The 15,228-nt window shown below is 57.4% G+C and carries 12 protein-coding genes; 9 read left to right on the plus strand and 3 right to left on the minus strand.

Going from position 1 to position 15,228, the window contains the following annotated elements; translation table 11 throughout:
• Nucleotides 1-78 precede the first annotated feature (78 nt).
• The 9 genes from WG219_08875 (at nucleotide 79) to WG219_08915 (ending at nucleotide 10,739) form a co-directional block, all read left to right on the plus strand.
• Nucleotides 79-1,017 carry a rhodanese-related sulfurtransferase gene (locus tag WG219_08875; protein ID WXL27551.1) on the plus strand — a complete coding sequence of 313 codons (939 nt, stop codon included), beginning with the start codon at nucleotides 79-81 and terminating at the stop codon, nucleotides 1,015-1,017.
• 2 nt (nucleotides 1,018-1,019) lie between these two features.
• A complete protein-coding gene (locus WG219_08880; protein ID WXL27552.1) occupies nucleotides 1,020-1,652 on the plus strand; it encodes a DsbA family protein in 633 nt (210 codons plus the stop codon).
• Nucleotides 1,645-3,423: an ABC transporter ATP-binding protein gene (locus WG219_08885; GenBank protein WXL27553.1), complete on the plus strand. Its 1,779-nt coding sequence runs from the start codon at nucleotides 1,645-1,647 to the stop codon at nucleotides 3,421-3,423. Before WG219_08880 ends, WG219_08885 begins: the two co-directional genes overlap by 8 nt.
• A 215-nt stretch (nucleotides 3,424-3,638) precedes the next feature.
• Nucleotides 3,639-4,721 carry a 4-hydroxyphenylpyruvate dioxygenase gene (hppD, locus tag WG219_08890; GenBank protein ID WXL27554.1) on the plus strand — a complete coding sequence of 361 codons (1,083 nt, stop codon included), beginning with the start codon at nucleotides 3,639-3,641 and terminating at the stop codon, nucleotides 4,719-4,721.
• 65 nt (nucleotides 4,722-4,786) lie between these two features.
• Nucleotides 4,787-5,926, plus strand: a complete 1,140-nt coding sequence (locus WG219_08895; GenBank protein WXL27555.1) for a homogentisate 1,2-dioxygenase — start codon at nucleotides 4,787-4,789, stop codon at nucleotides 5,924-5,926.
• Nucleotides 5,926-6,909, plus strand: a complete 984-nt coding sequence (locus WG219_08900; GenBank protein ID WXL27556.1) for a fumarylacetoacetate hydrolase family protein — start codon at nucleotides 5,926-5,928, stop codon at nucleotides 6,907-6,909. Before WG219_08895 ends, WG219_08900 begins: the two co-directional genes overlap by 1 nt.
• Nucleotides 6,899-7,558: a maleylacetoacetate isomerase gene (maiA, locus tag WG219_08905; protein ID WXL27557.1), complete on the plus strand. Its 660-nt coding sequence runs from the start codon at nucleotides 6,899-6,901 to the stop codon at nucleotides 7,556-7,558. The genes WG219_08900 and maiA overlap by 11 nt, the downstream gene beginning before the upstream one ends.
• 113 nt (nucleotides 7,559-7,671) lie before the next feature.
• On the plus strand, nucleotides 7,672-9,096 hold the full coding sequence (locus tag WG219_08910) for an amino acid permease (protein WXL27558.1): 1,425 nt from the start codon (nucleotides 7,672-7,674) through the stop codon (nucleotides 9,094-9,096).
• Nucleotides 9,097-9,356: 260 nt separating this feature from the next.
• Nucleotides 9,357-10,739 (plus strand): amino acid permease, encoded by a 1,383-nt coding sequence (locus WG219_08915; GenBank protein ID WXL27559.1) that lies wholly within the window; start codon nucleotides 9,357-9,359, stop codon nucleotides 10,737-10,739.
• A 306-nt stretch (nucleotides 10,740-11,045) separates the two neighbouring features.
• On the opposite strand, the gene WG219_08920 is transcribed toward WG219_08915, so the two are convergent.
• The 3 genes from WG219_08920 to ccoG form a co-directional block, all read right to left on the minus strand.
• Nucleotides 11,046-12,098, minus strand: coding sequence for a metal-dependent hydrolase (locus WG219_08920; GenBank protein WXL27560.1), 1,053 nt, complete (start codon nucleotides 12,096-12,098; stop codon nucleotides 11,046-11,048).
• Nucleotides 12,099-12,185: 87 nt separating this feature from the next.
• A complete protein-coding gene (gene mapR, locus WG219_08925; GenBank protein WXL27975.1) occupies nucleotides 12,186-13,595 on the minus strand; it encodes a GntR family transcriptional regulator MpaR in 1,410 nt (469 codons plus the stop codon).
• A 73-nt stretch (nucleotides 13,596-13,668) separates the two neighbouring features.
• Complete coding sequence (ccoG, locus tag WG219_08930) at nucleotides 13,669-15,084, minus strand: cytochrome c oxidase accessory protein CcoG (protein WXL27561.1); 1,416 nt, start codon at nucleotides 15,082-15,084, stop codon at nucleotides 13,669-13,671.
• Nucleotides 15,085-15,228: the final 144 nt, after the last annotated feature.

Consider the following 15,228-nt stretch of genomic DNA (forward strand, 5'->3'; position numbering starts at 1 on the left):
GTGATCACTGACCTCGGGCCGAACTTTTTCTGCTACCCGGTCCGCCCTTTACGTGGGCGACTACTGAAGGAAGTACCCATGACAGACAAGATCGTTGTCGCTGCGCTGTATAAGTTCGTTTCCCTGCCTGACTATGAATCCCTGCGTGAACCGCTGTTGCAATGCATGCTGGATAACGGCGTGAAAGGCACGCTGCTACTGGCCGAAGAGGGCATCAATGGCACCGTGTCTGCGACCCGCGCAGGTATTGATGGCTTGCTGGCGTGGCTGACTCAGGACCCACGTTTGGCAGACATTGACCACAAAGAGTCCTACTGCGACGAGCAGCCGTTCTACCGCACCAAGGTCAAGCTGAAGAAAGAGATCGTGACACTCGGCGTGCCCGGTGTTGACCCGAACAAAAAGGTTGGCACCTACATTGAGCCGAAAGACTGGAACGCGCTGATCAGTGATCCGGAAGTGCTGCTGATCGACACCCGCAATGACTACGAAGTCTCCATCGGCACGTTTGAAGGTGCCATCGACCCGAAGACCAAGACGTTCCGTGAGTTCCCGGATTACATCCGCGCCCACTTCGATCCAAGCAAGCACAAGAAGGTCGCCATGTTCTGCACTGGCGGTATCCGTTGTGAGAAGGCTTCCAGCTATATGCTGACTGAAGGGTTCGAAGAGGTGTATCACCTCAAGGGCGGCATCCTCAAATACTTGGAGGAGGTGCCGCAGGAAGAGTCCAAGTGGCAGGGCGACTGTTTCGTATTTGATAACCGCGTCACCGTGCGGCACGACTTGAGTGAGGGCGACTACGATCAGTGCCACGCCTGTCGTACACCAGTTTCGGTTGAAGACCGTCAGTCTGAGTTCTATACACCAGGTATCAGCTGCCCGCATTGCTGGGACTCGTTGCCGGAGAAAACTCGCGCAGGGGCTCGCGAGCGTCAGCGTCAAATTGAATTGGCCAAGGCCCGCAATCAACCGCACCCACTGGGCTACAACGCCCGTCAGAAACGCGAGGCTTAATCATGCAAGCACGCCTGCTCTACGTTATGGACCCTATGTGCTCCTGGTGCTGGGGATTTGCGCCGGTATTGGAAGCACTCGCAGAGCAGGCCGCGGCTGATGGCGTTGGGCTTGAGCTGGTCGTGGGTGGCTTGCGCCGCGATGGCGTTGCCGTCGATGCAGCCGGTCGGGTGCGTTATCTGGGGTACTGGCAGGCGGTTAATGCAGCCACCGGGCAGCTGTTCAACTTTGACAAAGGCATCCCCGAGGGCTTTGTCTACGACACCGAACCCGCCTGCCGCGCTATCGTCACGGCTCGGAGTCTGGCGCCAGAGTTGGTATGGCCGCTGACCCGCTTGATTCAGCAGGGTTTCTATACCCAGGGCCTGGATGTCAGCCGTGCCAGTGTGCTGGTTGAGCTAGCCGAAAAGGCTGGGATCCCACGGATTGAGTTTGCCCAAGCATTCGACAGCCAGGCACAAAGGGATGCGACCCAGGCTGACTTCGAATGGGCGAAAGGCCTTGGTATCGCTGGTTTTCCTACCTTGCTGGCTGAGCACAATGGTCAGCTGGCACTGGTGACCAACGGCTACCAACCCTTGGAGTCGCTGCAGCCGTTGTTAACGCGCTGGTTGGACAGGGCCAGGAATGGTTGACCGCCTCAGCTGGGCTGAAATCCGTCGCCTGGCCCTGCGACATAAGAAAGCACTGATCTGGGCCAATTTGGTCGCTGTTCTGGCGACCTTGTGCAGCGTACCCATTCCCTTGCTGTTGCCGTTGCTGGTGGACGAAGTGCTGCTCAAGGATGGCGATGCTGCCTTGCGCTTCATGGATAACTTCTTGCCCGCCAGCTGGGAGACAGCTGCCGGTTATATCGGCCTGATGCTGGTGGTGACCTTGTTGCTGCGGATGGGGGCGTTGGTGTTCAATGTGCTGCAGGCCAAGCAGTTTGCGTTGTTGTCCAAGGACATTGTCTACCGCATTCGTATCCGCCTGATTGAGCGACTCAAGCGTATCTCGCTGGAAGAATACGAAAGCCTCGGTGGCGGTACGGTCAGCACCCACCTGGTGACGGACCTGGACACGCTGGATAAGTTTGTCGGCGAGACCCTTAGCCGTTTCTTGGTCGCCATGCTGACCTTGGCAGGGACTTCCGCCATCCTGATCTGGATGCACTGGAAGCTGGCGCTGTTGATTCTGTTGTTCAACCCGCTGGTGATCTACGCCACGGTACAGCTGGGTAAGCGGGTCAAACACCTGAAAAAACAGGAAAACGACAGCACCTCGCGCTTCACCCAGGCGCTGACCGAAACCCTGGAGGCCATCCAGGAAGTCCGCGCTGGAAATCGACAGGGTTACTTCCTTGGCCGCCTTGGCCTGCGTGCCAAAGAGGTTCGGGACTACGCCGTTGCGTCGCAATGGAAAACCGACGCCTCAAACCGCGCCAGCGGCTTGTTGTTCCAGTTCGGCATCGACCTGTTTCGCGCCGCCGCCATGCTCACGGTGCTGTTCTCCGATCTGTCGATCGGGCAGATGCTCGCCGTGTTCAGCTACCTGTGGTTCATGATCGGGCCGGTGGAGCAACTGCTGAACTTGCAGTACGCCTTCTACGCCGCTGGCGGCGCCTTAAGTCGTATCAATGAGCTGCTGGCGCGCAAGGATGAGCCACAATACCCGGGGCATGCCGATCCGTTTAGCGGCCATAAAACTGTAGGAATCGAGGTCGATGGGCTGAGCTTCGCCTACACCGACGAGCCCGTGCTCAATGGGTTGAACTTGAGCATCAAGCCAGGTGAGAAGGTGGCGATTGTCGGCGCCAGCGGGGGCGGTAAGAGCACGCTGGTGCAGCTGTTACTTGGACTCTACACGCCTCAGGCCGGGACCATCCGCTTTGGTGGCTTGAGCCAGCAGGAAATCGGCTTGGAAACCATCCGTGAGCATGTAGCGGTGGTTTTGCAATCCCCGGCGCTGTTCAACGACACGGTCCGCGCCAACCTGTGCATGGGCCGTGAGCGGGATGACGCAGCGTGCTGGCAGGCGCTGGAAATCGCTCAGCTGGCAGACACCATTCGTGAGTTGCCCAGCGGCTTGGACAGTGTGGTCGGACGATCCGGTGTGCGGCTGTCTGGGGGGCAGCGCCAGCGTCTGGCCACCGCACGGATGGTGCTGGCAGAACCTAAAGTCGTCATCCTTGATGAGGCGACTTCAGCGCTGGATGCGGCGACCGAATATGCACTCCACCAAGCGCTCAACACCTTCCTGCAGGGGCGTACCACGCTGATCATTGCTCACCGCCTCAGTGCAGTGAAGCAGGCTGACAGGGTTGTAGTGTTCGATGACGGCCACATTGCTGAAGACGGCGATCATCAGCAGTTGATCGCAGAAGGTGGGTTGTACGCCAAGCTCTACGGCAACTTGCAGCATTGATGCGCCAATCGGTCTGGCAAGTCTGCTGGCCTCCTTGTAAGAAAATCGTTACGAATCCGGGGGCTGTTCTGCGACTCGGTATCGCCTGTCATAAAAGCTTGCCAGTCAGCCCAAGGGCGGGGGCTGAGGCGGGCTATTAGCCGGGTTGTTGCTGCGGTGCGGCTGGGATGTGATGAGGGCATCCATTCGCACCACAACAATAATCAGGAGGCGAGATGAACGCCGTGAGCAAAATTGAACAGCACAACCCAATCGGTACCGATGGTTTCGAATTCGTCGAGTTCACCGCACCCAATGCCGAGGGCATCCAGCAGCTGCGTGAGCTCTTTACCGCAATGGGATTTACCGAAACAGCCAAACACCGGACTAAAGAGGTGTGGCTGTTCCAGCAGAACGACATCAACTTCGTGCTCAATGGCAGCCCTAGCGGCCATGTTCGAGCCTTCGCTGAGAAGCATGGGCCGAGCGCCTGCGCGATGGCCTTCCGGGTGAAGAATGCGGCTCAGGCGGCGGCTTATGTGGCGCAGCAGGGCGCCACCTTAGTGGGCAGCCACGCGAACTTCGGTGAGCTGAACATTCCCTGCGTTGAGGGCATTGGCGGGTCACTGCTGTATCTGGTAGATCGCTACGGCGATAAGACAATCTACGACGTCGACTTCGAGTTCATCCCCGGCCGCTGCGCCCATGACAACAGCGTCGGCCTGGTGGGGCTTGATCACCTCACTCACAACGTCCGCCGTGGGCAAATGGATGTGTGGTCGGGCTTTTACGAGCGTATCGCCAACTTCCGCGAAATCCGCTACTTCGATATCGAAGGCAAACTCACCGGGCTGCTGTCCCGGGCGATGACTGCGCCCTGCGGCAAGATCCGCATTCCAATCAATGAGTCGGCTGACGATAAGTCCCAGATCGAAGAATTTATCCGCGAATACCATGGCGAAGGCATCCAGCACATCGCCCTGAGCACCGACGACATTTATCAGACTGTCCGCCAACTGCGTGCAAACGGCGTCGATTTTATGGTCACGCCCGGCACTTACTACGACAAGGTCGACACCCGTGTCGCGGGGCATGGTGAGCCAACAGATACCTTGCGTGAGCTGAGCATCTTGATCGACGGCGCGCCGGGCGATGACGGCATTCTGCTGCAAATTTTCACCAACACAGTGATTGGCCCGATCTTCTTCGAGATCATCCAGCGCAAGGGCAATCAGGGCTTTGGCGAGGGCAACTTCAAGGCCCTGTTTGAGTCCATCGAAGAGGACCAGATCAAGCGTGGCGTGATCGCTGCGGATTGATAGGCGCAGGTTTTACCTGAGCTAACCGGCAACGGTGCAACAGGCACCTTGGATGGAGACTGGTCATGAGTCGTAACTGGGTACGTATTCCCCTGAGTGAGGGCGTGTGCTCGCGGCAAGCACATTGCGACTTCCCGCAGGGCACCTATGAGCGTGAGATGGGCCGCGAAGGTTTCTTCGGGCCGACCGCGCACTTGCATCACAAACACCCGCCAACCGGCTGGATCGACTGGGAAGGGCCGCTGCGGCCCCATGCGTTTGATTTCAACCGCATCGAAAGCCAGCGCGATTGTCCGCTGGCCGCGCCACTGACGCTGCACAACGGTGACGTCAAACTGCGCATATGGCGAACCAACGGCGCCATGCGCCATCTGGTGCGCAACGGCGACGGCGACGATCTGCTCTTTGTTCACGAAGGCGCAGGGGAGTTCTACTGCGACTTCGGCCACCTGAGTTACCGCGATGGCGATTACCTGCTGATTCCGCGTGGTACGGCGTGGCGGATTGAGGCGAAGCAGCCCACTTTTATGCTGCTTATTGAGAGCACGGACGGCGCTTATCAGCTCCCGGATAAAGGGCTACTGGGGCCGCAGGCGATTTTTGATCCGGCGGTACTGGATTACCCGCGTCTGGACGATGCCTTCAAGGCGCAACAGGACGAACAGACCTGGCAAATCCGCATCAAGCGACGCGGGCAGATCAGCACCGTGACCTATCCCTACAACCCGCTGGATGTGGTGGGCTGGCATGGCGACAACAGTGTTTTCCGTCTTAACTGGCGCGATATCCGCCCGCTGATGAGCCATCGCTATCACTTACCGCCCTCGGCCCACACCACCTTCGTCGCCAATGGTTTTGTGATCTGCACCTTCACCCCAAGGCCTGTGGAGAGCGACCCCGGCGCTTTAAAGGTGCCGTTCTATCACAACAACGATGACTACGACGAAGTGCTGTTCTACCACCGTGGCAACTTCTTTAGCCGCGACAACATTGAGGCCGGGATGGTCACCCTGCATCCGTGCGGTTTCCCCCACGGTCCGCATCCCAAGGCGCTGAAAAAGAGCCAGGAAGACCCGGCCACCTTTATCGATGAAGTGGCGGTGATGATCGACACCCGCCGCGCACTGGAAATCGCTGACGTGACGTCAGCGGTGGATGTTCCCCAATACGTGAACTCCTGGCGTGCGCCGGGTAAGGAAAGCTGATGAAACTCGCTTCTCTCAATCAAGGTCGTGACGGTGTGCTGGTGGTGGTTTCGCGGGATTTACAGCGGGCCGTTCAAGTTCCAACGATTGCCGCTACGTTGCAGGCTGCATTGGATGATTGGCAGCACACCCGACCCAAGCTGGAAGCTGTCTATGAGCGTCTGAATGATGGCCTGGAGGCGCGGGCCTTCGGATTTGACCAGCAATCCTGCCACAGCCCTTTACCCAGGGCTTACCACTGGGCCGATGGTAGCGCCTACGTGAATCATGTTGAGCTGGTGCGTAAGGCCCGTGGGGCTGAGATGCCGGAGAGTTTCTGGCACGACCCGCTGATGTATCAGGGCGGTGCCGATTCCTTCATCCCGCCACATAGCCCGATTTTGATGGCGGATGAAGCGTGGGGCATTGACCTCGAAGCTGAACTGGCGGTGGTTACTGATGACGTGCCAATGGGCGTCAGTGCAGCGGAGGCCGCAGGCCATATCCAGCTGCTGATGCTGGTTAACGATGTGTCCCTGCGTAACCTGATTCCCGGTGAATTAGCCAAGGGCTTCGGTTTCTATCAGAGCAAGCCATCCTCCAGTTTTTCTCCGGTTGCGATTACCCCAGATGAATTGGGGGAGCATTGGCGGGAAGGCAAGGTGCACCGACCTTTGGTCAGCCACATCAACGGGACGCTTTTCGGTCGGCCCGATGCAGGCGTTGATATGACCTTCAACTTCCCGACGCTGCTGGCCCACGCCGCAAAAACACGCCCCTTGGGTAGCGGCACCATCATCGGCTCGGGCACCGTTTCCAACTATGACCGCAGCGCAGGCTCCAGCTGTCTGGCTGAAAAACGCATGTTGGAGATTATCGAGCAGGGCGAGGCACAGACGCCATTTCTGAAGTTTGGTGACCGGTTGCGTATTGAGATGTTTGATACCGCTGGCAACAGCCTGTTTGGTGCAATTGACCAGGTGGTCCAGCGCTATGAGGGCTGAGCTGACGCTATACGGCTACTGGCGTTCCAGTGCAGCGTATCGGGTGCGGATTGCTTTGAATCTGAAAGGTCTCGCCTATGAGCAGGTGCCTGTGCACCTGCTCAAGGACGGTGGCCAGCAGCACAGCGACGCGTACCTCCAGCTCAATCCTCAAGGGTTAGTTCCTCTGCTGGTCGATGAAGGCAATGGCGGGGTACGCATTGCCCAATCGTTGGCGATTCTGGAATATCTGGATGAGCGTTTCGCTGGGCCGCCGCTGTTGCCGGAAGATTCGGTGCGGCGGGCTCAAGTACGGGCATTGGCGCTGCATATTGCGTGTGATTTGCACCCGATCACAAACTTGAGAGTACTTCAGTACCTTGCAGATGAACTGAACCTTTCAGAACCGGTCAGAACCGATTGGTATCTGCACTGGCTTCATCGCGGTTTAGCAGCGGTGGAGGATGGACTAGCCGTGTTCAAGGATGAGTTGTCTTTGGGCGAGCAGCCAGGTTACCTGGAGGCTTGTCTCATTCCTCAGCTTTACAACGCCCGTCGTTATCACGTCGATCTGAATGCCTATCCGCGTTTGCTGGCAGTGGCTAACCGCTGTGAGCCGTTGGATGCGTTCAGACAGGCCGCGCCGGAGGTTCAACCGGACGCTCCGTAACACCATCCGTCTTGCGTGCAGTTCCTAACCCGGGTGTATCCGCCCGACTCATTCCGCTGCGCTACAAACGCTGCGGGTTCTATCCGTCACGATAACAACATCAAGGTGACGTCATGCAGCATGAGACCTCCGATACCGGCCAGTTAAAACGCGGCCTGAAAAACCGACATATTCAGTTGATTGCTTTAGGGGGCGCCATTGGCACGGGCTTGTTTCTAGGTTCGGCTGGTGTGCTTAAGTCCGCCGGGCCTTCAATGATTCTCGGTTATGCCTTTTGCGGATTTATTGCGTTCCTGATCATGCGCCAGCTCGGCGAGATGATTGTTGAGGAGCCTGTCGCGGGTTCTTTCAGTCACTTCGCCCACAAATACTGGGGACGCTTCGGTGGCTTTTTGTCCGGCTGGAACTGTTGGGTGTTGTATGTGCTGGTGGGCATGTCGGAGCTGACAGCCGTCGGCAAATACATTCATTTCTGGTGGCCAGAGATTCCCACCTGGGCAACCGCTGCTGCCTTTTTTGTGCTGGTTAATGCCATTAACCTCGCGAACGTGAAGTTCTTTGGTGAGGCCGAATTCTGGTTCGCCATGATCAAGGTGGTAGCGGTGGTCGGGATGATCGTGCTCGGCTGTTGGCTGCTGTTCAGCGGCGCGGGTGGGGAGCAGGCCACGGTCACTAACCTGTGGAGCCATGGCGGGTTCTTCCCTAACGGCATCATGGGCCTGGTGCTGGCGATGACTTTCATCATGTTCAGCTTTGGTGGGCTTGAAATGCTGGGCTTCACCGCTGCCGAGGCGGAGAACCCGAAGAAGGTAATTCCCAAAGCGATCAATCAGGTGATCTGGCGGATTCTTATCTTCTACATCGGTGCGCTGGTGGTGTTGCTGTCCCTGAGCCCTTGGGATTCCCTGCTGCAAAGCATCAGCAGTGCAGGGGACGACTACAGCGGCAGCCCGTTTGTGAAGATTTTCTCCCTGATCGGCCATGATGCCGCTGCGCACATCCTTAACTTCGTGGTGCTGATGGCGGCGCTGTCGGTCTACAACAGCGGTACCTATTGCAATGGCCGCATGTTGCTGGGGTTGGCTGAGCAGGGTGATGCGCCACGGGCACTGGCCAAGGTCGATAAGCGCGGTGTGCCGGTACGGGCATTGCTGGTATCGGCGTTGGTTACGGGCTTGGCGGTTGGGGTGAATTATCTGGTGCCAAAGAATGCGCTGGAACTGCTGATGTCGCTGGTGGTAGCAACCCTGGTGATCAACTGGGCAATGATCAGTTACTCGCACCTTAAGTTCCGCCAGCACCAAATCCGCACCGGGCAGCACAGCAGCTTTAAAGCATTGTTCTATCCCGTGGGGAACTACCTGGTGTTGGCATTTGTGCTGTTTATGCTGACAGTCATGCTGATGACGCCAGGTATCCGTGTTTCGGTCTTTGCTATCCCGGTATGGCTGATCGTGGTGGGTATTTTTTACTGGATCAAAGTCTCCAGAAGCACGGCTGGAGCTACGCGCAATGCGGCCGACTTTCAGACCAGCTGAGGCCTGATCCACGCACAATTGGCTCTGTTCGGCTGCTTTAGCTCAGCACTTGAGGCAGGCGAACAGGGCCAAAGCTGTATATAATCCGCGCCTTTTCCGTGACCTGATGCTCACATGCATCTACCTTTTCTTGGCCTTTGGCCAATTTTATTCCATCGAGTTATCAACCTGATGGGTGTGTTCCCGTCACGGAATAGAGCGACAGGTGATCCCATGTCTCGTCTCCCCATGTCCAGCAGCCCGTTGTGGAGTGTGTGCTGATGTCTGACTCGTTGCAGGCTGGCTCGCTCAAGCGCGGGCTAAAAAACCGTCATATCCAGCTTATTGCCCTCGGTGGCGCCATCGGTACTGGCCTGTTTCTAGGGTCGGCCGGTGTACTGAAATCCGCCGGGCCGTCGATGATCCTCGGCTATGCCATCGGTGGCTTCATCGCCTTCCTGATCATGCGTCAGCTCGGCGAAATGATTGTGGAAGAGCCCGTCGCAGGTTCTTTCAGTCACTTTGCTCATAGCTATTGGGGCCCGCTGGCTGGGTTTATGTCTGGCTGGAACTACTGGGTGCTGTATGTGCTGGTGGGGATGGCCGAGCTGACGGCGGTGGGCAAGTACGTGCAGTACTGGTATCCCGAGATACCGACGTGGGCCACGGCAGCGGCATTCTTTGTGCTGATCAATGCGATCAACCTGACCAACGTGAAGGCGTTTGGCGAAGCTGAGTTCTGGTTTGCCATTATCAAGGTGGTGGCGATCATTGGCATGATTGCTCTGGGTTGCTACCTGCTGTTCAGCGGTGCGGGTGGCGAGGAGGCTAGCGTCAGCAACCTGTGGAGCCACGGTGGGTTCTTCCCAAATGGTGTGACCGGGTTGGTAATGGTGATGGCTATCATCATGTTCAGTTTTGGTGGCCTTGAGCTGGTGGGAATTACTGCGGCTGAGGCTGATCAGCCTAAGACTGTCATTCCCAAGGCGATCAACCAGGTGGTGTACCGCATCCTGATTTTCTATATCGGTGCGCTGGCTGTGCTGCTGTCTCTGCATCCATGGGACAGTCTGGTGGAAACCCTGAGTGCCGGTGGCGATGCTTACAGCAGCAGCCCGTTTGTGCAGATTTTCTCACTGATCGGCAGCGATACAGCGGCGAACATCCTCAACTTTGTAGTGCTGACAGCGGCTTTGTCGGTCTACAACAGCTGCGTGTATTGCACCAGCCGCATGATGTACGGCCTGGCTGATCAGGGCGATGCGCCACGGGCGTTGGCAAAGGTCAACAAGCGGGGAGTACCGGTGCTGTCCATTGGCGTCTCGGCCTTGGTCACGCTGCTGTGTGTGCTGGTTAACTACTTGGCACCTAAATCTGCGCTGGAGCTGCTGATGGCGCTGGTGGTGGCGGCGTTGGTGATCAACTGGGCGATGATTAGCCTGGCACACATCAAGTTCCGTAAAGCCATGCAGGCCAAGGGCGTGGATACCCAGTTCAAGGCGTTGTGGTACCCGGTCAGCAACTATCTGTGCTTGGCATTTGTGGCGTTTATTCTGGGTGTGATGCTGCTGATCCCGGGCATTAATGTCTCGGTGTATGCGATCCCCGTATGGTTAGGGTTGTTGTGGTTGTGCTTCACCTTGAAGAACAAGTCATCACGCTGAGGCAGCCATAGTGACAAACAAAGCCCGGCAATTGCCGGGCTTTGTGCTATTTGGAGCTACATCGGTGTTGTTGCGACAGTGTTTCCCCGGACTGCCTGCGGCTAATCCACGCTACGGGTGTTGGTGATGTGTTTGCAGGGTGGAACCGCGTAGCGTTTCCACCGTTGCGTTGTGGCAGGTTTGGCGGCGCTGTGGCTCCTGAGACATGGATTACGCCGCGATGCGGCTAATCCACGCTACGGGTGTTGGTGGTGTGTTGTAGGGTGGAACCGCATAGCGTTTCCACCTTCGGGGTTGAGGTAGAAATCAGCCTGCTGTGGTAGGTCTGGTCAATTCATCCGCCCATGCCCGTAGCGGAATATCCACGTCCTGATCCCAAATGCGCTGCCACAGCTGTTTGAGGCGGCTGTAATCACCACGATCCACGGCAATCTGTGGAACTTCTTCGGCAAGTTTCCACTGGCCATCCTCTAACGTGGCGAAGGCAAAGCGGAACGGGTGGTAGCCGGTCATGCCCAGGCGGATATCGGTGACGATCAACTGATCGTCAACCTGGTCATAGCGCAGCAGGTTATCGGTAAACCAGACTAAGCGACGATAGGCAGGTGATTCCGCTAAGGGCTGCGCCAGTGAGGTGCCACGGGGAATGCGTTCGAGTTTCGGTGGCTTGTTATCAAACCAGCTGACCAGGGCCTCGTGATAGTCCTCACCATCCATGACAACCACGCGCCAAAGCAGGGTGTTGAATGGCGTCGGGGTGCTGAAAATGGCTTCAGCCTGAATACCCTGGCGGGCCAGTTCTGCATTCACCTGTTTCTCGGCCATGTATTTGCCAGCGAACGTCGAGGCCATATAGACCGAGGACAGCGCGAGCGCCCAAGTGCAAAGGCGTACTCCAGTTTTCCCCATTCCAGCCAATAGCCCCACAAGTACCGCCACTAGGAGAGGGATGCTGTACAGGGGATCAATAATGAAGATGTTGGACCATGCCGTCGGGGTGGGCATCAGCGGCCAGAACAGTTGGGTGCCGTAGCTGGTGAAACTGTCCAGAATCGGATGGGTGATGAGCACGAGCCAAATCGTCCAGAACAGTCGCTGCGTAGAGTAGCCGGGCGAGCCGCGAAAACGACTGAACAGCCATGCCATTACAAGGGCAAGGCCAGACAGGACGAATAGAGAGTGACTGAAACCACGATGGAAGGTCATGTCAGCGACTGCATCGCCGTAATCAATAACCACGTCCAGATCGGGCAGCGTACCGAGCATTGCGCCGTACAACAGTGCTTTACGTCCCTGCCAGCGACCCAGCAAAGCACCCTGAATCGAGGCGCCTAGAACAGCCTGAGTGATTGAATCCATGAGTTATTCCTGATTAATGCAGCCGATTACGTTAGCTGACTTAAATCGCGTGTGCTCAGGGAAATTTAAAGGGAACGTTTCACCGACTCAGAATGAAGCCAGGATGCGCCCCAGCACTGCCATGGCCTGTTCACTGTGGGCCGTCCAAGGGTGGCCGGAGTTAAGGCGGGCGCAATTTCCAAAGCGTCGGGTGGCAGAGAAGATCGGCCCCGGCGCCAGGCTTATGCCTTGTGCAAGTGCCAGTTGGAACAGCTTGAGCGAATCCACTTGTTCCGGGAACTCAAACCACAGGAAATAGCCCCCTGAAGGGCGGGTTACCTTGGTTTGGGCAGGAAAGTGTCGCGCGGCTGAAGCGAGCATGGAGGCCTGCTGGGCTTCCAGTTCGTGGCGCAGCTTGCGCAGATGACGATCATAGCCGCCGTGTTGCAGGTAATCAGCAATGGCGGCTTGCGCCGGTACGGAGGGTGAAATGGTGGTCATAAGCTTGAGGCGTGTGACCTGCTCGGCGTAGCGTCCGGCTGCCACCCAGCCCACCCGGTAACCCGGCGCCAAGCATTTGGAAAAGGACCCGCAGTGCATCACTAGTCCGTCGCGGTCGAAGCTCTTCACCGGTTTGGGCGGCTGATTGCCAAAGTACAGCTCGGCGTAGACGTCATCCTCAATCATCGGCACCTGATGCTGTTGCAGCAGCTCGCACAGGGCGCGCTTTTTGTCGTCGCTCATGGTCGCGCCCAGCGGATTTTGCAGGCCGCTCATAAACCAGCAGGCTTTGATTGGCAGGCGCTGCAAGCTTTCGGCGAGGCTATCCAGATCAATCCCTTCGCGAGGGTGAACAGGAATTTCGACGGCCTTCAGTTTCAGGCGTTCCAGCACTTGCAGGCAGGCGTAGAAGGCTGGGGCCTCAATAGCCACCAGATCACCAGGTTGGGTGACGCATTGCAGGCAGAGGTTAAGTGCCTCCATGGCGCCGTTGGTGATCACCAGCTCTTCAAGGGGCAGCATGACTCCGCTGACCATATAGCGCAGGGCAATCTGACGGCGCAGGTCCGGGTTGCCCTCGGTCATGTCAGCGATGACCGCCTGTGGCTGCATGTCCCGAAGGCTGTGGGCCATTGAACGGCTGAGGCGGGCGAGGGGGAATAGGTCTGGGCTGGGGAAGGCCGAGCCGAACGGTACGGTATCCGGGTCTTTAAGAGAGCCGAGCACGGAGAACACCAGCTCGCTGACGTCCACATCGCTGGTCTGGGCTTGCTTGCTGCTGATTTCCGGCTCGTGCAGCGGCTGTTGCGCGTGTTCGCGGACAAAGTAGCCAGAGCGCTCGCGGGCCACGATCAGGCCACGGCTTTCCAACAGGTAATAGGCTTGGAAGACCGTGGATGGACTGACGCCATATGTGCGGCTGGCGTGACGCACAGAGGGCACGCGCTCGCCAGCAGCCAGTACGCCGGTGCGGATCAGTTCGGCGATGTCGTCAGCAAACTTTTCGTAGCGTTTCATCTTGTCCTGATTCAGCGCTGCGCTGGATAAAGCTGCGTACTTTACTGGCTGTTGGGCGGGCATGCGACCTGCCTCAGCGGTTACGGGGTGAAACGAAGGTGCTTTCGGCGCTGACGCGGATGCTGTCGTCGTCCACTGCAACCAGCTCGAAGGTCAGTTTCTCTGAGGTGCTGGGGGCTGTAGCGGTTAACAAGGCAACGCTGACGGGCACGTCTAACATCTCTCCGGCGGCAACCTGAATGACCGGCTGCTGGCTGAGTTGAAGCTGGGCATCGCTCTTGATTGTCACCACGTAGTGATGAGTGCTCTGCGCTTTGTTGATGATCTTCAGGCGATAGATGTTCTCGATCTGCCCCAGGTTATTTTCGCGGTAAATGCTGCGGTCTTTATGGATATCCAGCGAGACCAGCGAGCGGGCTTGCAGGGCCCAGATCAATGCGCCAATCATGATCAGCAGCATGGCGGCATACCCAGTCAGTTGCGGGCGCAGCCAGTTGGTTTTGCCACCGGCCATGGCCAGGTCCGAGCTGTAGCGCACCAAGCCGCGCTCATAGCCCATCTTGTCCATCACACTGTCGCAGGCGTCGATACAGGCGCCACAGCTGATGCAGTCGATCTGCAAACCATCACGGATGTCGATGCCGGTGGGGCAGACTTGCACGCACAGGGTGCAGTCGATGCAGTCGCCCAGGCCTTCAGCACGGTAATCCGCGCCTTTTTTGCGGGCACCGCGGCTTTCACCGCGTTTACTGTCGTAGCTCACCAGCAGCGTGCTGTCGTCAAACATCACGCTCTGGAAGCGGGAATATGGGCACATATGCACGCAGACCTTTTCCCGGATAAATCCGGCGTTCATGTAGGTGGCTGCGGTGAAAAAAATGATCCAGAAGACGCTGGTTGCTCCGGCTTGCAAGCTCAGCATGTCTGAAACGAGCGGTTTAATCGGGGTGAAATAGCCGACAAAGGTCAGGCCCGTTATAAAGCTGACCCCTAGCCACAGCGCATGCTTGCTGACACGGCGCATCAGCTTGTTGGCAGACCAAGGCGCCTCATCCAGTTTGATACGTTGGTTGCGCTCACCCTCAGTGACTTTTTCGACCCACATAAAGATCCAGGTCCAAACACTTTGCGGGCAGCTGTAACCGCACCAGACGCGACCCGCGACCTTGGTGATAAAGAACAAACCGAACGCGCAGATGATCAAGAGTGCTGACAGCAGGATGAAATCTTGCGGCCAGAAGGTGGTGCCGAATACATGGAATTGGCTGCCCAGCAGGTCCCAGAGCACAGCCTGGCGATCGCCCCAATCCAGCCAGACGGTGCCGAAGTACAGCAGCATCAATGCGCCCGCGCCATAGCGGCGCAGGTTGCGAAATAGGCCGGTAAAGCTGCGGGTATGGATATGACCGCCCGCTTGCGAGGGTGTCAGGCGGATAGGATGGCGCGGGTCGATGGTTTCAACGATCTTTGCCGGGATACGTTCGCTCACGGTGTTCGGCCCCCTTGGGCTATTCAGGCGGGGCGCATGATCGGCTTAGCGGTGTTATGAAAACAGAAGCAGGTTTTTAAATAAAAACCGTATCAGATGATTTATTTGAGCACGCTGTATTTAAATTTATCCTTATAAATCAAC

This window comes from Pseudomonas mendocina (assembly GCA_037482215.1).
GTDB classification, from domain to species: Bacteria; Pseudomonadota; Gammaproteobacteria; order Pseudomonadales; family Pseudomonadaceae; genus Aquipseudomonas; species Aquipseudomonas mendocina_E.